Here is an 18,447-nt window from a genome sequence, read left to right on the forward strand (position 1 = left end):
TTTCGTCCCGGCCAGCGGTCCTGGCTCAAGCCCGACACGGGGATCATCATGTCCGCAGAGGGGCGCGCGGTCACGGGCGCCCCTCTGCGGAGGCCACCGGGTTCAAGCACATCCCGGGCGTGAGGACAGGCTTCCCTGACAATCGGGACAAGCTCTCTTGAGTTCGTACCATTGGCAGGGCCGCAAATCGGGACACGCTTTCCTGATAGTCTGCCTCGGCTGTCCTAGCCGTCCGGCTCGCCTCGTCCCGAGGCGGCTTCCTCGTGCGTGCCGGGCCGCCGTCCAGATCATCGTGGAGCGGCCGATCCGACCACGTGAGGACCGCAGCGACTGTATCGGCGAAGCCAGCCGAGCCGACCGCCAGGGCGCCTTCGCGGGCCTGACCGATCTGGGCGCTCGACCGGATGCCCACCCCGGCGTTGGGGGCCGGTGGTATCCTCGCGGCCATTCCGAAAAGAAAGTACGGAAACTCGAAGGGCATGGCCCGGTCCGCAGATCACGCTAAGGGTGCGGTCTGGACCCATCGGCCCTATGATCGAGCCGGCATCGGGTTTGATGCCGGCCTCTGTTTCCAAGGGTTGGACCAGGCATCCGCGCCTGGGCATGTCGGGTCTAGGGAGCAGGCGGACCACGTTCCCTACAAATCGAGATAAACTTAAATGAGACCGCCCCTCCGGGAGTAACAGAAATCGAGGCAAATTCTCATGTTAGCTTGCGCCAAGGCGGGTTGTCGGATCTGCTGCGGAATGTTCTGCGCAGACTGTTTTCCCGAACCAGGCTGTGGTGCAGCCGCCTCAATCCGGAAAACTGTGCCCGCCTGACGGTGAGAAGAGGGCAATCTGTTATCCTCCGAGCCATCGAGGAAGCCGCAGTCGGTCGAGAACGCGGAAACCCAAAGCTGAGCGGACGTGAGAGGCCGTTCGCGAACAGGGTCAAACTTCTCTGTAAGCACGGATCTGTAAGGACAGAGTTCCGTGTGCTTTAAGTCAAACTCATTTGAGGGCACTCCCTGTGGGGATCCCTCAAATCAGGACAAGCTTTGCCGAGAAATGACATGCATGAGGCCGCAGCCTCCGCGTCCGGCTTCGGTCCGAACTGCGGCGCGAACCGGGAGCACACCTCCGTCGCTGCGCGAAATCGGAGCCGGGATCGGCGCGAACCGGGTCTGACGATCCGTTAACGCCGTCGCCGAACCGGGGACGGCGCCGAGGGCCGGCGACGGACACTTTGGCGACGGACACTTCGGCGACGGGCCGCGTGTTCGCGTCACGCGTCTATGTCAGGGAAGTGTGTCGCCGCCGGCGAGCTGTCGATCAGCCCGTGCTGACTTCTGCGCCGCAGGGCACCGCGCGCCGTCCGCGTGGAGCTCCGGAGCGGCGCGGTCGCGAGACCTAGATCGCTCCGACGACGGAGAACGGATCGATCAGGCCGCACCGGATGCAGTAGTAGACGAGTTCCACGTCCGAGCTGACGCCGAGCTTCGATTTGATGGCGTAGTGGTAGTTCGCGACGGTCTTCGGCGAGAGGCTGAGATCGACAGCGATCGCATCCGTGTGCCGCGCATCGAGGATCATCCGCAGGATCTCGAACTCCCGCGGCGACAGGAGGTCGATCGGGGACGGCTGCTCCTCCAGCCGACTCGCGGCCAGCAGGTGTGAGATCTCGGCGCACAGGGTCAGCTTGTTGTTGAACACGCTGCGCACGGCGTCGATCAGGAGCTCCGAAGCGCTGCTCTTCGTGATGTAGCCGCGGGCGCCGGCGCGTATGGCCTGGAGCGCGTAGCTGACGGCGGCATGCACGCTGAACACGAGGATGCGCGCGTCCGGATCCACCTGCCGGATCTGACGGATGGCGTCGATCCCGCCGCGGCCGGGCATGCTGATGTCCATGATGACGACGTCCGGCCCCGCGGCCCGGTAGGTACGGTAGGCCTCCGCGCCGTCCCGGGCTTCGGCGGCGACCTCCATATCGGGCTGTCGTTCCAGGAGCCGCCGGTATCCCTCCCGTACGACGGCGTGATCGTCGACGAGCATCACCCGTATGCGCCGTCCGGTCATGACACCTCCCTGGCCGCGAGCGCGGCGCGAAAGCGGACCCGCAGGCGAAACCCGCCGCCCGGGGACGTTTCCGTCACGATCTGCCCGCCGAGCGCGTGGACGCGGTCGCGCATGCCGAGCAGGCCGAGACCGGGACGCGAACGCTCCAGCACCTCCGCGGGCGCGCCGCTCCCGTCGTCGGCGAAGTCCAGCCGGACGTCCGCACCGCCGTCGGTCTCCACGACGTTCAGCGCGATCGCCACGTTGCGCGCCGCCGCGTGGCGGACGGCGTTGGTGAGGCCTTCCTGGACGATCCGGTAGACATGGGCCGCCGCCTCTGAGGGCAGGCGGTCGACCTGCGCGTCGGCCCGCAGCGCGACTTGGATCCGGCCGCCGGCCCGCTGCGCCTGCGCGGCGATCAGGCTGCGGAGCGCGATCCGCAGCCCGAGATCGTCGATCTCCGGCGGCCGCAGCGAGGCCAGGGTGATCCGGAGCGCCCGCACCGCGTCCGATGCCATGCTGGCGAGTTCGGCGCTCTCGGTCGAGACCGAAGGCGCCGCGGAGCGCGCGCCGTCCTGGATCGAGCGGGCGAGGAGACTCAGGGCCGTCAGCCTCTGCGCCACGTCGTCGTGCAGTTCGAGCGACAGCCACCGGCGCTCTTGCTCCTGGGCATCGATCAGCCGGCGGGCGAGCTCGGCGCGCTCCCGTGTGGCCAGCTGGAGATGGCCGGCAAGCGCGTTGAACACCGTCGCGATGCGCCGGAGCTCGCGCAGGCGGAAGCTCGGCAGACGCCACGCGAGGTCGCCCTGCGCGACGCGGTCGATACCGACAAGGATCTCATTGGCGGGACGCAGGGCGTGCGCGACCGCGCCGTAGACCAGCACGCACAGGACGACTGTCATGGCCGCGAGCGCGCCGGAGACCTGCTTCAGCACGATCCAGGCCGAACCGACGACGGCGTGCGGATCGATGTCCGCCTCCACGATCCCTCTCCGCGAGCCCTGATGCTCGAGCGGCAGACGGACGGTGGATCCGGCGAAGAAGAGGGACCTGTAGAGCGTCGCGAACCAGTCGGGTGCCGCGAGCGCGTGCGGCTCGACGCCGACGCAGCTCGACCGTGTCGGGCCGGTCTCCGCCGGGATCAGCTGCACGCACTGACCGGGTTGCAGGGCGTACCGGGTGACGATCTCCCAGTCCGGAAAGCGTACGGAAATGTCGGCGGCCCGCTCGATGCGCAGGAGCTGCAGGCGAAGTTGCTTGTGCACTTCGCCGGCCGTCTCGGCGTTTCGCTGCCTGGTCTTCGCCGCGACGTCGTGCATGGCGTACGCGGCCGCTCCGGCGGCGCAGAGGATGGCGATCAGCGCGATCCGGCCGACGAGAGCCCATTTGAGATCCAGCTCGCGCGCGTTCCAGGCGGCCAGGACGTGCTTGAGGCTGAAGGTCGTCACCCGTGTCCTCCCGAGAGGCCGAGGGTTATCGAGCTTGCGACCGTCTCGGAAGGGTCCGCGCTGAAGTCGTGCGATTTGCCCAGGTCAACGCGGGCGTTCTGCCGTAGCGGGTCCGATGGCGCGCGGCCTACAGAACTCGACCTGACGAGAGCGTCGCCGGAACGGGCACCAGCTCGGCGTCAGCGAACAGGTTCATCCCGGACCACACCCTCCCGCCGGCTGCCCTGCAGGCGGCTCCACCCACGCGCCGATCTGGAGACCGTCGATGCGTCTGCGCCGAAGCTGCTGTCTCGTCCTCCTTCTCGCGGGCCTCGCGCCGCACGCACGCGCGGGCGAGATGATCATGGTCACCGGTGACGACGCCGTTCGGTGGCGCGCCGCGCCGCCGTCCCTGCCGAAGGGCAGCGAGATCAGCATCATCGCGGGCGATCCCGACAGACCCGGCCCCTTCACGCTCAGACTCCGGTTCCCGCCGGATTACGTCATCGCGCCGCACACGCACGCGACCGACGAGAGCGTGACCTTGCTATCTGGCAATCTCGTCCACGACATGGGGGAGACCATCGACGCGAGCCGCGGCCAGCGGCTTCAGCAGGGCGCCTTCCTGCATCTGCCGGCCCGTATGCCCCACGCCCTCTGGACGACGCGCGAACCGGCCGTGATCCAAGTCTCCGGAACCGGGCCTTTCGGCCTCGACTACGTCAATCCCTCGGACGATCCGAGGAAGACGCGCCCGGACAGATGATCGTCCGCGACGCTGCGATCCTCACGTGACAGGCGCCACACACCATCGCCGTTGCCAACCCTGCTGCCGCCACAGCCCCCGGACGGGCGCCCGCCTCGACGCTCGGGAGCGGCCGATGCACGGGCCACCGGCTCCCGGCCGAGTGCCGGGCCGATCCCAACCCGCCTCCGACAGGGACCCTCGAGATCATGAGCACTTCTGACGCCCGAGTCCGGGATGATTTCGCGCGGCGCGCGGCGGAGAATCAGGCCCGGCTGACCGCCGACGTGAAGCCGGCCTACGACTTCGTCGTGTGCGGCGCCGGCGCCTCGGGTTCGGTCGTCGCGCGGCGACTGGCGGAGAACCCCGAAGTGCAGGTGCTCCTGCTGGAGGCGGGCGGCTCGGACGAGGCCGAGTCCGTACTCGATCCGGCGCTCTGGCCCACCAACCTGGGCGGTCCGCGGGACTGGGGCTTCCGCGCGGAGCCGAACGCGCACCTGAACGGCCGCGCGCTCTCCATGGCGATGGGCAAGGGGCTGGGCGGCGGCTCCAGCGTCAACGTGATGGTGTGGGCACGCGGCCACCGGTCTGACTGGGATGCCTTCGCGACCGAAGCGGACGACGCGGCCTGGGGCTACGAGAATGTCCGCGCCATCTATCGACGCATCGAGAACTGGCGCGGTGCCCCTGACCCGGCGCATCGCGGAAGCGACGGTCCGGTCTGGGTGCAGCCGGCGCCCGATCCCAGCCCCGTGGCCCACGCCATGCTCGACGCCGCGCGGGAGTTGGGCATCCCGACCTTCGACAACCCCAACGGCCGCATGATGGAGGGGCCCGGCGGCGCGGCGCTGACCGACATGCTGGTCCGCGGCGGCCGGCGCGTCTCGCTCTACCGCGCCTACGTCCATCCCTGGCTTGACCGGCCGAACCTGACGGTGCTCACGGACGCCCTCGTCCGCCGCGTCACCTTCGACGGTCGCCGCGCGACGGGGGTCGAGTTCGTCCACGCGGGCGCGGTCAGGACGGTCGGTGCGCGGGGCGAGGTCGTGCTGTCGATGGGCGCGATCCACACGCCCAAGGTCCTGATGCTCTCGGGGATCGGCGACAGCGACGAACTCGGAGCGCTCGGCATCCCGTCGGTTCAGCATCTGCCCGGCGTCGGGCAGAACCTTCAGGATCACGTATCCTTCGGTTGCACCTGGGAGTACGCCGCGCCGATCGCGCCGCGCAACAGCGGCAGCGAGGCCACCCTGTACTGGACGAGCCGGCCCGACCTCGACGCACCCGATCTGCTGTTCTGCCAGGTCGAGTTCCCGGTTCCGAGCGAGCAGACCGCGGCGCGCGGCGTGCCGGCCCATGGGTGGACCATGTTCGCCGGCCTCGCGCAGCCCGCCAGCCGCGGTCGCCTGCGGCTCCGGAGCGCCGATATGGCGACGCCGCCGGTCATCGAGGCAAACTTCCTGTCCCACCCGGCCGACGTGACCGCGGCCGCGGCCTGCGTCGACCTCTGCCGCGCCCTCGGCAACGCGCGGGCGTTCCGGCCCTACGTGCGCGCCGAGTCGATGCCGGGCCCGCTGTCGGGCGCGGCGATGGCGGATTACATCCGCGATGCCGCCGTCACTTACTGGCACCAGAGCTGCACCGCCAGGATGGGCCGCGACGCGATGGCGGTCGTGGACGGCGCGCTCAAGGTCTACGGCATCGACGGAGTCCGGGTCGCCGACGCCTCGATCCTGCCCCGCGTGACCACCGGCAACACGCAGGCGCCGTGCGCGGTGATCGGCGAACGGGCCGCGGAGATCCTGAAGCGGGCGCACGGCCTGTAACAATCGTCGCTGCGACGAGCCCGCTTGCGGGCTCTATCCATGATCATCCTCCGCTCCCGCGGTGCAAGCCTTGCTAATCGCGCCCCGAAACGCGCATAAGCTCCGGCTCGACGGCCGGAGAGATGCAGTCGTGAGCACGCCGCACACGCTCATTCGGTTCCTGAAGGCCAACGCGTTCTTCGCTGAGCTTGGTCCGGAAGCGATCGAGACCATCGCCGGCCTGTGCACGACGCGCAGCCTCGCGCGCCACGAGATCCTCTTCCAGAAGGGCGATCCGGGCGACGCCCTCTACGCGGTGCGGCGCGGGCAGATCCGCATCGGGGCCGGCTCCGACGACGGGCGCGCGGTCACCCTCAACCTGCTCGGGCCCGGCGACGTCTTCGGCGAGATCGCCTTCCTCGACGGCCATCCGCGGACCGCCGAGGCCGTGGCCCTCGAGCCGGCCGACCTCTTCGTCGTGGAGGGGCGGGCCTTTCTCAAGCTCCTCGCCGGGGATCCCGCTCTGGCGGTCCAGATCATCAATCTGCTGTGCCAGCGCCTGCGCTGGATGAGCGCGCGCATGGAGGAGGCGACGCTGCTTCCGCTCGACATCCGCCTGGCCCGGCGCCTGATCACGCTGTCGGAGGATTTCGGCGCCGAGATCCAGGTGACGCAGGAGGAACTCGCGGCGTTCGTCGGCGCGGCCCGGGAGAGCGTCAACCGCGTCCTGCAGGACTGGCGGCGATCGGGCCTGATCGATCTCGGGCGCGCGCGCGTCACCGTTCGGGCCTCGCACCGCCTCGTCGCGCTCGGGGCGCGGGCGCAGACATGATCGGGTCGACAGGGCTTCATCGCATGAGCATCGCAGCGCGCTTGGCGGCCGTCGCCGCCGTCACCCTCGCGGCGTCGAGCGCCGCCGCGCAGACGCGCTGCACGGAGACGACGCGCTTCGATCCGCCCCTGCGGATCCTGCACTGCGCTGACGGCCTGACGCTCGAAGTCGAGCGCGCGGGCAGCCTGCGGCCTGTGGATCCGGACAGCGACGGACATCTCAAGGGTGCGGAAATCGGCGGCAACGCGGTCTTCGTCACGATCCCGGCGAGCCGCCGCGTCCGCCGGGACGGCTTCCAGATCCTCACGCCGCACGCGGTCGCCTCGGTGCGGGGCACGGTCTACGCCGTCGACGTGACCCGGGCGCGCACCTCCGTCTTCGTGGCGCAGGGACGGGTCGACGTCGCCAGGCGCGACGCCCCCCAGATCGCCGTCACGCTCGGGCCGGGCGAGGGGGTCGACGTCGATGACGGTCGCGACGCCCTGGAGGTCCGGCGCTGGCCGCAGGAGCGCGTCAGGAGCCTGCTCGAGCGGTTCGGACGTTGAGCGACGCCGGTCGATCGGCGAATACCACGCACGACCGCGCCTTCCGCCGGGCGCGCCTCGCCCTCGTGCTCGCCGCCTCGCTCGGCGCGCTCGCCTGGGGCGCCTGGCTCGGCCAGCTGCATATCGCCGGTCGCGCGACGCCCCTCGACCGTCTGGAATCCGCCCTCACGGACCTGCGCCTGCGGCTCGCGGGCCCGCGCACGCCGCCGGCCGACCTCACGGTCGTGGCGATCGACGACGCGACGGTGCGGCGCGAGGGCGGCTTCCCGGTCTCCCGCACCACGATGGCGCGGATCATCGAGCGGGTGGCGGAGGCGCGCCCGCGCGTGATCGCCGTCGACGTGCTCTTCCTCGACGCGGGACGGCAGCCGGACGCGGACAACGCGCTCGCCGCCGCCCTCGCGAAGACGACCGCGATCCTGGCCTCGGCGGCCGTCTTCGACGGGAACGTCAGCGAGGACGGCATCCCGGTCGCCACCGCGCTCCATCGGCCGACGCCGAAACTCGGCGAGGACGTCGCGTCGGGCGTCGTCAACGTCGCCGAGGACGCGTCCGGCGTGCCCCGCCATCTCCCGCTGGTGGTGCGGACCTCCGACGGGGTCGCCGCGTCCTTTGTGCTGCGGGTTGCGGCCCTGGCGGCGCGGAGCGACCCCGTGCTCAGCAAGGGCCGGGTCGAGATCGGTGGCCGCGCGCTGCCCCTGGACCTGGGCTACCATCTCCCGCTGCGCCCCTACGGTGCGCGGCGCGCGATCGCCACCGTGAGCGCGAGCGCCCTTCTCGACGGCACGGCGCCGGCCGCGGCGCTCTCGGACGGTATCGTGGTGATCGGCGTCACCGCGCTCGGCGGCGGCGATACCTTCGCCACCGCGTTCGATCCCGTCATGCCCGGCGTCGAGCTCCTCGCGACTGGCATCGCCCACCTCGCCACGGGGGATGGCCTCGTCCGCGATGCCGGCGTGCGGCGGCGCGACGCCGCGGCCGCCGTCCTCCTGGCGGTCGGGGCGGCGCTCGCCATCGCGCTGCTGCCGCCGGGCCCGGGCCTGATCCTTGTACTCCTCGCGACGGCCGGTTGGCTCACCGCGGGCGCCGCAGCCTTCGCGCACGGCATCTGGTTCAGCGCCGCCCTGCCGCTCGCGGCGGTGGGCGTGCCGGCACTCGCCTGCGCGGTGGGCCGCCAGACGCTCGAGCGCCGCCAGAGCGCGCGGGTGGCGCGCTCCGAGGAGGTGCTGCGGCGGCTGCAGCCCGCCGCTCTGGCCGAGCGGCTGGCCCGCGACCCAGGCTACCTCGCCGAGCCCGTCGCGCGGGACATTGCCGTGCTGTTCGTCGATCTCACCGGCTTCACGCGCCGGAGCGAGCAACTGGGCCCCGTGCGCACCCGGGCGATGCTCAAGACGTTCCACGATCTCGTGGACGCGGCGGTGACGCTGCGCGGGGGCGTCGTCGTGAACTTCATGGGCGACGGCGCCATGGTCCTGTTCGGCGCGCTCGATCCGGACCCGGAGCAAGCCGTGCACGCCGTCCAGGCCGCGGAGGAGCTCATCGCCCGCACGCGCGCCTGGATCGCGCGCAGCCCGGTCCTGTCCGAAGCCGGGCCGGCCCTCGATCTGCGCATCGGCGCGCATTACGGGCCGGTGATCCTCTCGCGCCTCGGCAGCGACACCAACCAGCACGTCACCGCCACGGGCGACACGGTCAACGTCGCGAGCCGCCTGCTCGCGGTCGCGGCGGACGCCAACGCCCGCCTGGCGCTCAGCGCCGAACTGGCGCTTGCGGCCGGGCTCGACCTGTCGGCGGGGACATTCGAGGGCCGGACCGCGGCCATCCGCGGCCGCAGCCGGCCCCTCGAGGTCTGGCTGAGCCACCCGCGCGCGGCAGAGCCCTAGCCGCATCCCCGAGCGACCGCCGCCAGCGCGCAGGCCCGCGCCGACTCTGTGACCCGGATCACAGTCGACCCTGCTTGGCCGGTTCATCGTCTCCCTATCGCAACGGGAGACTCAGCATGGCGACCACCTCGTTTACGACCGCGATCCTGGCCGGTCTCGCCCTCGCCGCCTCGGCGACCGTCCCCGGACCTGCCGAAGCGCGCGGGTTCGGACACGGACGCTTCGGTCACCATGGCGGCTTCCATCACGGCTTCCACCACGGCGGGTTCCACCACGGCTTCCGAGACCGTTTCGGCGGCCGCGGCTGGTGGAGTCCGACGGGCGGCTACGCGGCGAACAGCGACCTCGGCGACTGCCGCCTGACCGTCAGCCTCGTCCGGCGTCGCTTCGGGCGGCTCTGCCGCTCAGCCGCGCCGTCATCGGAGGACAGGACAGATCGATCGGCCGGCGAAAGCAGACCACGCGCATCCGGCAGCCCCTGGGAGGCCGTACGGCCTCGGGCGGCCTCGGGGCGCTACTCCGCAGATTCGACGGCCAAACCCCGGAGGAGCATCGCCCGTGCAGCACCATGCCCTACGCGTCCTGCTCGTCGACGACGACGCGGACGTGCAGCGCGTCGTATGCGGCTACCTCGGCGAGCACGGGGTCGGCGTGGTTCCGGTGACGACCCGGGCCGAGGCGCGCGCGCAGCTCGCGGATCCGTCGCAGTTCGATCTGGCCGTGCTCAACCTCCGCCCGGGCGCGGAGAACGGGCTCGACCTTCTGCGGGATCTGCGGGCGGGGAGCAACCTTCCCGTCATCCTGACCACGGCGCACCGCTGCGAGGAGTTCGATCGCGTGCTCGGCCTCGAACTCGGCGCGGACGACTACATCGTCAAGCCTTACGGCCTGCGCGAACTCTTGGCGCGCGTCCGCGCCGTCCTCCGCCGCGTCGCGGCGCAGGCCGCGTCCCGCCCGGCGGAGGCGCCGTACCGGCGCTTCGACGGCTGGGTCCTCAATCGCCGGCGCCGACGCCTGATCAATCCGGATGGCGTCGAAGTCGTCCTGGGCAAGCGCGAGTACGCGCTCCTGGCGGCGTTCCTCGACGCGCCCCAGCGGCCGCTCAGCCGCGAGTACCTGCTGCAGGTCACGCGCGTCCACGACGACGTGTTCGATCGCTGCATCGACGTGCAGATCCTGCGGTTGCGCCGGAAGATCGAGCGCAGGCCCAGCGACCCGAAGCTCATCCTGACCGAGCGCGGGGTCGGCTACGTCTTCGCCGCCGCGGTCGAGAGCACGTCCCACTAGCGTCGTCCCGATCGCGATGCGCCGCTCTCACGGAACGGGCACACCGGTCGAGACAGCCGCGCCCTGTCGGCTCTCCCGTGGGAGCGAGGGGACCGGCACTTCCGGCGCCGCGATCATCGGCGTCGACCGTCGTCACGGTCCGGGAGGCCGCCGGAGGCGCGTCAGCCCTTCACGAGCTTGCACGTGCTCTCCGAGAGCGGCTGGAACGCTTGGTCGCCCGGGATCGTCTTCAGGATCTTGTAGAAGTCCCAAGGCCCCGTCGATTCCGCCGGGGATTTCACCTGGGCGAGGTACATGTCGTGCACGAGGCGGCCGTCCGGCCGCAGCGTGGCGTTGCGTGCGAAGAAGTCTTGGATGGGCAGCGCGCGCATCTCGGCCATCACCTTCAGCCCGTCATCCGTGCCGGCAGCTTCGGCCGCCTTCAGGAAGTGGAGCACCGCCGAATAATCGCCGGCCTGGACCATGGTCGGCATCCGGCCGCCCATGCGCTCGCCGAAGCGCCGGGCGAAGGCGCGCGTCTGCTCGTCCATGTCCCAGTAGAAGCCCGTCGTCAGGATCATGCCCTGCGCTGCCGACAACCCGACGGAATAGATGTCGGTCAGGAAGATGTTGAGGCCGCCCAGCCTCTGGCCGCCCTGCAGGATCCCGAATTCGCTCGCCTGCTTGATGGTGTTGATCGTGTCGGCGCCCGCATTGGCCATGCCGATGATCTTCGCGCCCGAGGCCTGCGCCTGCAGCAGGTAGGACGAGAAATCCGGATTAGGAAACGGGTGCTTGACCGACCCGAGTACCGTACCGCCCTTGGCCTTCACGACGCGGGTGACCTGCGCCTCCAGGTCGTGCCCGAAGGTGTAGTCGGCTGTGATGAAGAACCACGTGTTCTTCGGATCATCCGCCAGCGCCGCGGCGGTGCCGGCCGCGAGCGAGTGGGTATCCCAGGACCAGTGGGCGCCGGTCGGCGAGCACGCGGCGTTGGTCAGCGCCATGGAGCCGGCGCCGGAGTTGATGTCGATCTTGCCCTTGCTGCGCGCGACCTCGCGCACCGCCAGCCCCGCGACCGAGGAATTGGTGTCGAAGATCGCGTCAACACCCTCGGTATCGAACCACCGGCGCGCGATCGACGAGGCGATGTCGGCCTTGTTCTGATGATCGGCGAAGATCAGCTCGACCTTTCGACCATTGATCGGGCGGCCGAAATCCTCAACCGCGAGCTGCGCGGCCGTCACGGAGCCGCGGCCGGCCAGGTCCGAGTAGCCGCCGGACATGTCGGTCAGGATGCCGATCTTGATTCCGCCATCCGCGTATTGCGCGGAGGCGGGCAGGGTGGTCAAAGCAGCGGCGCCGAACGCGGCGGCCGCGACCCAGCTGCGACGGATCATTGTATCCTCCCCACTCTTTGGTTCTCGTGCGGCCGCTCCGCGCCGCAGCGCTTCTTCTCTCCGGAAACGCGCTCCGCCGATCTCAGAGATAGCTGCGGCCGTCGAGGTAGGCCTTGCGCCAGCGCCGGATCTCGACGCGCTCGAAGAGACCGATCCTGTAGAACGGGTCTGCCTGGATGAGCGCCTCGGCCTCCGCGCGGGTCTCGACATCGACGACGTACAGGCCGCCGCCGGCGTCGCTGCCATCGTCGTTCAGCTTCGCGCCGCAGGCCAGAAGCCGGGCCTTGATCCGGTCGAGGTAGACGAGGTGCTCCGCGCGGTTCGCCCTGCGGACGTCCAGGCTCCCGGGCCTGTCGAAGGTCTCGATCATGTAGGGCATGACGATCGTCCCGTCAGTTGGTCGCGATGGCGGAGGGATGCTGCGCCAGCGGCGTCACGCTGATCGCCATGTACGGGTAGAGCGGCAGCGAGCTCAGGATCTGGTGGAGCTCGTCGTTTCCCGCCACGTCGAAGACACTGTAATTGGCGTACTGCCCGGCGATGCGCCAGAGATGCCGCCATCTGCCATCTTGCTGGAGCTTCTGGGCGTAGGCCTTCTCCTCGGCCTTCAGGCGATCCGCCTCCGATTTCGGCAGGGACGCCGGAATGTTGACCTGCATGTGGACCATGTAGAGCATGACGTCGATCCTTTGCCGCCGGTCTTGGCGAGCACGCCCGCGGTGAGACTTGGTGCGCCGTACAGTGCCGGTCGAGGCCGAGACACGGCCGGGACCGGCGCAGTACGGCCGAGGTTGGCGCGAACCTGCCGTACGCGCCGCGGCGCCCGATGGCCAGACCGCATCAGGCATCGGCCCGGATCAGGTCGGCGGCCTTCTCGGCGATCATGAACACCGCGGCCTGCGTGTTGCCGGAGACGATCCGCGGCATAATCGAGGCGTCCGCCACCCGGAGGCCGGCCACGCCGCGCACGCGCAGGTTAGGATCCGTCACGGAACCCGGATCGCCGCCCATGCGGCACGTGCCGCAGATGTGGTAGATCGTCTGGCCGTCGCGGCGGGCGAAATCGAGCCAGTCCGCGTCGGTCCGGCAGTCCGGCCCCGGATTGAGTTCGGCCCCGCGAAAGCGTTCCATCGGCGCCTGCGCGACGACGGTGCGCGCGATCTTCATGCCCTCGACCATCGCCCGGCGATCCTCCTCGGTGGCGAGGAAGTTCGGGCGGATGGCGGGGGGCTCGAGCGGGTCGGGCGACGCCGCGTGGATCGTCCCGCGCGATTCCGGTCGCAGCTGCGTGACGCCGATCGTCATGCCGGGCAGGCGGTCGAGCTTGCGCTCGGCGGCGTTGGCGTAGCTCGCGTGCATGAAGAAGTACTGCACGTCGGGCCCATCGAGCCCCGGCCGCGTGCGCACGAACCCGTGGGCGAGGCCGGTCCCCAGCGCCAGGATACCCTGCCGCGTCGCGAGGTAGCGCGCCGCGGCGACGCCGAGGCGCAGGCCGCGGGTCTGCTCGTTCAGCGTCACCGGCAGGCGCACGCGCCAATTCATGCGCGTGCAGTAATGGTCCATGTAGTTGGTGCCGACGGCGGGGAGCGCGCGCCGCACCGCCACGCCGAGGCCGGCGAGGATCGCCGGGTCGCCGAGGCCGGACAGTTCCAGGATCTGCGGGGTCTGCGCCGCCCCCGCGGCAAGGATCACCTCCCCGCGGCAGCGGAACAGCCGCTCGCGGCCACCGACCAGAGCGGCGACGCCGCTCGTCCGATCCCTGTCGAAGGTGAGCCGCAGGACGTGCGCGTCCGTCACGACGGCGAGGTTCGGACGGGCGAGGGCCGGCCGCAGATAGGCGTCGGCGGCGCTGACCCGCCGCCCGCGACGCTGGTTCACTTGGTAGTAGCCGAAGCCGTCCTGACTCGCCGCGTTGTAGTCGGGGTTGCGCGGATGCCCAGCCGCCCGCGCGGCGGCGATGAAGGCCTCGGCGATCGCCGGCCGCTCGGCGACTTCCGTGATCGGCAGCGGTCCGCCGCGGGCCCGCAGGGGGTCGGGCGCCCCGTCGTAATCCTCGAGCCTGCGGAAGTAGGGCAGCACGTCCGCGAAGCCCCATCCGCGGCAGCCGGCCTGCGCCCAGGCGTCGTAGTCCTGCGGCTGCCCGCGCACGTAGATCATGCCGTTGATGAGGGTCGACCCGCCGAGGCCCTTGCCCCGCGGGACCGCGATCACCCGGCCGCCGGTCGCCTCCTCGGGCTCGGTCCGGAAGCGCCAGTTGTAGGAGGGGTGCTGGAGCAGGCGGCTGAACCCGGCCGGGATCGAGACCCAGGGGCTGCGCGCCCGCCCCCCCGCCTCGAGGAGCAGCACCCGGCGCGTCCCGGACTCGGTCAGCCGGTTGGCCAGGACGCAGCCCGCGGTGCCGCCGCCCACGATCACGTAGTCGAAGACGCCCGCCGCGACGACGTCGATGTCGGTCGATCCCACGGTGCGCGCCATGCTCAGTCCTCGGATCCAGCCTCAGAGGGCGCCCATGTGGCGGGCCATGAGGGCGATCTGGCACTCCAGCATCGGTAGCCCCTTCTGAATGCGGCAGCCGGCCGCCAGCGCGGCGGCGAGGAGCGGCGTGGTCTCCGGATCCATGATCGCCTCGGCGACGAACTGGCCGGCGTGGAGGGCGGTCAGATCGAAGGGGGCGGCCTCCTGCGGGCGCATGCCGAGCGACGTGCCGTTGACGAGGAGGTCGTGCTCCGCCTGGATGCCCTCCACGGCGATCGCGAGGGCAGGGTAGGCGGCGCGCAGGCGCGCCGCCAGCGCCTCGGCGCGGTCGGCGGTGCGGTTAAGGATGGTCAGGCGCGCCACGCCCGCCGCCGCAAGCGCGAAGGCGATGGCGCTCGCCGCGCCGCCGGCCCCCGCGAGGGCAACATTTCGGCCGCGCGGTTCCAGGCCGGAGACGCGCAGCGCCTCGACGAATCCGATCCCGTCCAGCATCGTGCCGATCATGCGCCCGTCCGCATCCCGTCGGACGCAGTTGACGGCCCCGATCTGCTCGGCCTCGCGGGTGAGCGCGTCGCACAGGCCGGTCATCGCCGTCTTGTGCGGGACCGTGGCGATGAAGCCGCCGAAATTGCGCAGGTGCCTGAGCCCGTCCACCACCGCGGCCAGGCCGTCCGCCGTCACGTGCAGCGGGACGAGGACGCCGTCCACGCCGTGACGGGCGAAGAGCGCCCCCATCACCTCGGGCGCCTTCACGTGGTAGATCGGGTCAGCCAGGATCCCGTAGACCCGGGTCCGTCCGGTGATCCCGGCTGCCGTGAGCGCGCTGTTCATGGCCGTACTCCCGTCCATGTCTGTCCTGACCGGCTCCGGCTCACGTCATGTAGAGGCCGCCGGCGACGTCGACGGTCTGTCCGGTGACGAAGCTGGCCTCGGCGGAGGTCAGATAGAGGGCGAGATCCGCGACCTCCTCGGGGGCGCCGAGGCGGCCCATCGGGGTCAGGCGAACCTGCTCGTCGTTGACGGCGCGGCCCACCGCCCGGACCATCGGGGTCTCGATGCGGCCGGGCGCGATCGCGTTGACGCGGATGCCGAACGGGCCGAGCTCCGCCGCGAGGTGCTTGGTGAGCCCGATCAGCCCGGCCTTCGACGCCGCGTAGTGGCAGGCGACGATCGGCGAGTGGGTCTTGCCCGCCACCGACGACATGTTGACGATCCAGCCGCGCCCGGCCGCGCACATCGCCGGCGTCAGCGCGCGGACGGTGTTGAACGCCCCCGTCAGGTTGACCGCGACGACGCGGTTCCACTCCGCCGGATCCATCTCCCAAACCCGGTGGGCCGCCCCGTCGTGCTTCGGCGAGATGCCGGCATTGTTGATGACCGTATCGAAGGCGCCGCCCATCGCGGCGGCGGCCTCCGACACGGCCGTCTTGACTGCCGCATGGTCGGCGACGTCGAGCTGCAGCGGCAGGGCGCGGCCGCCCGCCGACTCGATGGCCGCGACCGTCGACGCAACGTCGTCCGGGTTCAGGTCGGCGACGCCCACCAGGGCACCGCGCGAACCGAATCCCTCCGCGATCGCCCGGCCGATCCCGCGGCCAGCCCCCGTGACGAGGACGCGCCGGCCGGCGTGGCTCGGGCGCCGCGCGATCGCCTCGGGATTGGTCTGCCGCTCGGTCATCTCAGATCCCCAGATAGGTGCGGCGGACGTGGTCGTTGTCGAGCAGGGCCGCGGACGCGTCGGCGAGGACGATCTCGCCGTTCTCCAGCACGTAGCCCCGGTCGGCGACCTGCAGCGTGTGGAACACGTTCTGCTCGACGATCAGCACGGTGGCGCCGGTCCTCGCGATCCGGTTGACCACCGCGAAGACCTGCGCCACCACGATCGGCACGAGGCCGAGGGAGGGCTCGTCGAACATCAGGAGCTTGGGACGCGCCATCATCCCGCGGGCGATGGCCACCATCTGCTGCTCGCCCCCGGACAGGGAGCCGGCGTTCTGGTCGAGGCGCTCGCGCACCCGCGGGAACAGGTCGAGGACGTCCGCGAGCGTCTCCGACTGGCGCTCGCGCGCGGCGCGGCGGTAGGCGCCCATCAGCAGGTTCTCCCGCACCGTCATCTCGGGGAAGAGCTGGCGCCCCTCCGGGATCAGGGTGACGCCCCGCGCCACCATCTCGTGGCCTGAGAGCCGGGTGACGTCCTCATCCTCGAACAGGATCCGGCCGTGCGTCGGCGTCACGAAGCCCGCGATGGTCCGCAGCGTCGTCGTCTTGCCGGCACCGTTGGCGCCGACGATCGTCACCACCTCGCCGGCGCGCACCTCCAGCGAGGCGGCGTGCAGGATGCTGGTCGCGCCGTAGCCGGCATCCACGCGCTCAAGCGTGAGCATGGGCGAACTCTTTGCCGAGATAAGCCTCGATCACGGCCGGGTAGCGGACCGCGTCCTGCGGGCTTCCCTGGGCGATGATCTGCCCGGAACTCAGGACGATCACCCGGTCGGAGAGCGCCATCACCGCCTGCATGACGTGCTCGATCGCGATGATGCTGACGCCGGTATCGCGGATCGACAGCATCAGATCGATGGCGCGGCGCACGTCGATCTGATTGATGCCGGCCATCAGCTCGTCGAGGAGCAGCACGCGCGGGCGCATCGCCATCACGCGGGCGACCTCGAGCCGCTTGAAACCGCCGATGGTGAGACCGCGCGCCTCGCTTCCGAGCCACGGCGCGAGCCCCATTCGCTCGGCGGTCTCGCGCGCGACCGCCCGCGCTTCGCGGACGTCGCGGTGGCGGTGGAAGGCGCCGACCATGATGTTCTCCTCGACCGTCATGGCGGCGAAGGGCTGCACGATCTGGAAGGTGCGGCCGACGCCGAGCGTCGCGAAATCCGCCGTTTGGCCCGGATGCTGCCACGTCCCGTCCGGCGCGCGCACGCTCACCGTTATGGCGTCGGGCTTGAGGAAGCCCGAGATCATGTTGAAGACGGTGGTCTTGCCGGCCCCGTTCGGGCCGATCAGACCCAGGATCTCGCCCTCCCGGAGGGTGAAGCCGACGTCGTTGGTGACGTGCAGGCCGCCGAAGCGCTTCTGAAGGCCCTCGACCCGGAGGACGGCCTCGCCGACCGGCGGCCGTTCCGCGGCGCGCGGCGCGGCCGGAACAGCACCGGCCTTCACGCCGCGACCGCCGGCGCCGGACCGCGCGAAGCGGGTGACGAGCCCCATCAGGCCGTTGGGCAGGAACAGGACGACGAGCACCAGCACAAGGCCGTAGACGAGGCCGTGCAGCCCTAGGGCCTTCGCGCCGAGCAGCGGCCCGAACACCGTGCCGAGGCCGCCGATCAGCGCGAACATCGCGATCTGGATCGACAGGGTCAGCGAGAACATCGCCGCCGGCTCGATGAAGGTCAGGTACATGGCGTGGAAGGTGCCGACCATGGCGGTGAGCGCCCCCGACACGGCCACGGCGATGAGCCGCACGCGCACCGTGCGCACGCCCGCCGCGTGGGCGGCCGATTCCCGCTCGCGGGTCGCGACGAGGTGGAAGCCGATCCGGTGCGCCCGCATCCACCACGCGATCGCGAGTGTCAGCAGCAGGAGCCCGAAGGCGATGGCCAGCGGTGGCCAGCGATCGCGGAACATCATCCAGGCCCAGCCGAACTTCAGCGGGATCACCAGTCCCGTGGCACCCCCGGTCAGGTCCCGGAAATGGAGGGCCAGCACGCGGAAAACTTCGAGGAAGGCGATCGTCGCCAGCGAGAAGGACGGTCCGTGCAGCCGGAAGCACGGGAAGCTGATCGCCAGCGCCACTAGCACGGCGAGTGCGGCGCCGGCCACGATGCCGATCCACGGGCTGATCCCGGCACCGACGAGCAGCATGCCGCAATAGGCGCCGAGGCCGTAGAATATGCCTTGGCCGAGGGAGCGCTGGCCGGCGTAGCCGCCGACGATGTTCCAGGCGTCTCGGCCGTCGCCTGGGCCGCGGCGCCCAGCACGAGGGCGGCGGCGAGTGCACGCGCCAGAACTCTCATCGTTTCCTCCC

Annotated in this window: 15 protein-coding genes and 1 pseudogene; 6 read left to right on the forward strand and 10 right to left on the reverse strand. The window is 70.9% G+C overall.

The window, feature by feature from the left end; all coding sequences use genetic code 11:
- Positions 1–1,391: 1,391 nt before the first annotated feature.
- Together J3A75_RS05005 and J3A75_RS05010 are read right to left on the reverse strand one after the other, a co-directional pair.
- Positions 1,392–2,057 (reverse strand): response regulator transcription factor, encoded by a 666-nt coding sequence (locus J3A75_RS05005; RefSeq protein WP_070998398.1) that lies wholly within the window; start codon positions 2,055–2,057, stop codon positions 1,392–1,394.
- Positions 2,054–3,484: a sensor histidine kinase gene (locus J3A75_RS05010; RefSeq protein WP_070998400.1), complete on the reverse strand. Its 1,431-nt coding sequence runs from the start codon at positions 3,482–3,484 to the stop codon at positions 2,054–2,056. The genes J3A75_RS05005 and J3A75_RS05010 overlap by 4 nt, the downstream gene beginning before the upstream one ends.
- A gap of 343 nt (positions 3,485–3,827) precedes the next feature.
- Here J3A75_RS05010 and J3A75_RS05015 point away from each other — a divergent pair, with 343 nt between their 5' ends.
- The 6 genes from J3A75_RS05015 (at position 3,828) to J3A75_RS05040 (ending at position 10,560) form a co-directional block, all read left to right on the forward strand.
- Complete coding sequence (locus J3A75_RS05015; protein ID WP_245295884.1) at positions 3,828–4,229, forward strand: cupin domain-containing protein; 402 nt, start codon at positions 3,828–3,830, stop codon at positions 4,227–4,229.
- A 188-nt stretch (positions 4,230–4,417) separates the two neighbouring features.
- Positions 4,418–6,034, forward strand: coding sequence for a GMC family oxidoreductase (locus J3A75_RS05020; RefSeq protein ID WP_070998404.1), 1,617 nt, complete (start codon positions 4,418–4,420; stop codon positions 6,032–6,034).
- A 130-nt stretch (positions 6,035–6,164) separates the two neighbouring features.
- Positions 6,165–6,845, forward strand: a complete 681-nt coding sequence (locus J3A75_RS05025) for a Crp/Fnr family transcriptional regulator (RefSeq protein WP_024827654.1) — start codon at positions 6,165–6,167, stop codon at positions 6,843–6,845.
- 23 nt (positions 6,846–6,868) lie between these two features.
- Positions 6,869–7,390, forward strand: coding sequence for a FecR domain-containing protein (locus tag J3A75_RS05030; RefSeq protein WP_029358491.1), 522 nt, complete (start codon positions 6,869–6,871; stop codon positions 7,388–7,390).
- On the forward strand, positions 7,387–9,273 hold the full coding sequence (locus tag J3A75_RS05035; RefSeq protein WP_209649747.1) for a CHASE2 domain-containing protein: 1,887 nt from the start codon (positions 7,387–7,389) through the stop codon (positions 9,271–9,273). Before J3A75_RS05030 ends, J3A75_RS05035 begins: the two co-directional genes overlap by 4 nt.
- A gap of 558 nt (positions 9,274–9,831) precedes the next feature.
- The gene (locus tag J3A75_RS05040; protein WP_070998409.1) at positions 9,832–10,560 is read left to right on the forward strand and encodes a response regulator transcription factor; all 729 of its coding nucleotides are present in this window, start codon (positions 9,832–9,834) and stop codon (positions 10,558–10,560) included.
- A 161-nt stretch (positions 10,561–10,721) separates the two neighbouring features.
- On the opposite strand, the gene J3A75_RS05045 is transcribed toward J3A75_RS05040, so the two are convergent.
- The 8 genes and pseudogenes from J3A75_RS05045 to J3A75_RS05080 form a co-directional block, all read right to left on the reverse strand.
- Positions 10,722–11,939 (reverse strand): ABC transporter substrate-binding protein, encoded by a 1,218-nt coding sequence (locus J3A75_RS05045; protein WP_012317351.1) that lies wholly within the window; start codon positions 11,937–11,939, stop codon positions 10,722–10,724.
- A gap of 82 nt (positions 11,940–12,021) precedes the next feature.
- Positions 12,022–12,318: a YciI family protein gene (locus J3A75_RS05050; protein ID WP_029358483.1), complete on the reverse strand. Its 297-nt coding sequence runs from the start codon at positions 12,316–12,318 to the stop codon at positions 12,022–12,024.
- 13 nt (positions 12,319–12,331) lie between these two features.
- Positions 12,332–12,616 (reverse strand): muconolactone Delta-isomerase, encoded by a 285-nt coding sequence (gene catC / locus J3A75_RS05055; protein WP_029358481.1) that lies wholly within the window; start codon positions 12,614–12,616, stop codon positions 12,332–12,334.
- Positions 12,617–12,779: 163 nt separating this feature from the next.
- Positions 12,780–14,414: a GMC family oxidoreductase gene (locus tag J3A75_RS05060; protein WP_209649749.1), complete on the reverse strand. Its 1,635-nt coding sequence runs from the start codon at positions 14,412–14,414 to the stop codon at positions 12,780–12,782.
- 21 nt (positions 14,415–14,435) lie between these two features.
- Positions 14,436–15,263: a shikimate dehydrogenase gene (locus J3A75_RS05065; RefSeq protein ID WP_245372126.1), complete on the reverse strand. Its 828-nt coding sequence runs from the start codon at positions 15,261–15,263 to the stop codon at positions 14,436–14,438.
- A 22-nt stretch (positions 15,264–15,285) separates the two neighbouring features.
- Complete coding sequence (fabG, locus tag J3A75_RS05070) at positions 15,286–16,092, reverse strand: 3-oxoacyl-ACP reductase FabG (protein WP_053620307.1); 807 nt, start codon at positions 16,090–16,092, stop codon at positions 15,286–15,288.
- Position 16,093: 1 nt separating this feature from the next.
- Positions 16,094–16,798 carry an ABC transporter ATP-binding protein gene (locus J3A75_RS05075; protein ID WP_070998411.1) on the reverse strand — a complete coding sequence of 235 codons (705 nt, stop codon included), beginning with the start codon at positions 16,796–16,798 and terminating at the stop codon, positions 16,094–16,096.
- Positions 16,785–18,365: pseudogene (locus J3A75_RS05080) on the reverse strand (branched-chain amino acid ABC transporter ATP-binding protein/permease); the annotation flags it as partial. The gene J3A75_RS05075 and the pseudogene J3A75_RS05080, both read right to left, overlap by 14 nt.
- Positions 18,366–18,447: the final 82 nt, after the last annotated feature.

This window comes from Methylobacterium sp. PvP105, from assembly GCF_017876975.1.
GTDB classification, from domain to species: domain Bacteria; phylum Pseudomonadota; class Alphaproteobacteria; order Rhizobiales; family Beijerinckiaceae; genus Methylobacterium; species Methylobacterium radiotolerans.

Excerpts from the sequence above, each read along its gene's own strand:
- J3A75_RS05050 (WP_029358483.1), bottom strand. The coding sequence starts at position 12,318 with ATGCCCTACATGATCGAGACCTTCGACAGGCCCGGGAGCCTGGACGTC.
- J3A75_RS05075 (WP_070998411.1), bottom strand. The coding sequence starts at position 16,798 with ATGCTCACGCTTGAGCGCGTGGATGCCGGCTACGGCGCGACCAGCATC.
- fabG (WP_053620307.1), bottom strand. The coding sequence starts at position 16,092 with ATGACCGAGCGGCAGACCAATCCCGAGGCGATCGCGCGGCGCCCGAGC.
- J3A75_RS05005 (WP_070998398.1), bottom strand. The coding sequence starts at position 2,057 with ATGACCGGACGGCGCATACGGGTGATGCTCGTCGACGATCACGCCGTC.
- catC (WP_029358481.1), bottom strand. The coding sequence starts at position 12,616 with ATGCTCTACATGGTCCACATGCAGGTCAACATTCCGGCGTCCCTGCCG.
- J3A75_RS05030 (WP_029358491.1), top strand. The coding sequence starts at position 6,869 with ATGAGCATCGCAGCGCGCTTGGCGGCCGTCGCCGCCGTCACCCTCGCG.
- J3A75_RS05015 (WP_245295884.1), top strand. The coding sequence starts at position 3,828 with ATGGTCACCGGTGACGACGCCGTTCGGTGGCGCGCCGCGCCGCCGTCC.
- J3A75_RS05060 (WP_209649749.1), bottom strand. The coding sequence starts at position 14,414 with ATGGCGCGCACCGTGGGATCGACCGACATCGACGTCGTCGCGGCGGGC.
- J3A75_RS05020 (WP_070998404.1), top strand. The coding sequence starts at position 4,418 with ATGAGCACTTCTGACGCCCGAGTCCGGGATGATTTCGCGCGGCGCGCG.
- J3A75_RS05045 (WP_012317351.1), bottom strand. The coding sequence starts at position 11,939 with ATGATCCGTCGCAGCTGGGTCGCGGCCGCCGCGTTCGGCGCCGCTGCT.
- J3A75_RS05065 (WP_245372126.1), bottom strand. The coding sequence starts at position 15,263 with ATGGACGGGAGTACGGCCATGAACAGCGCGCTCACGGCAGCCGGGATC.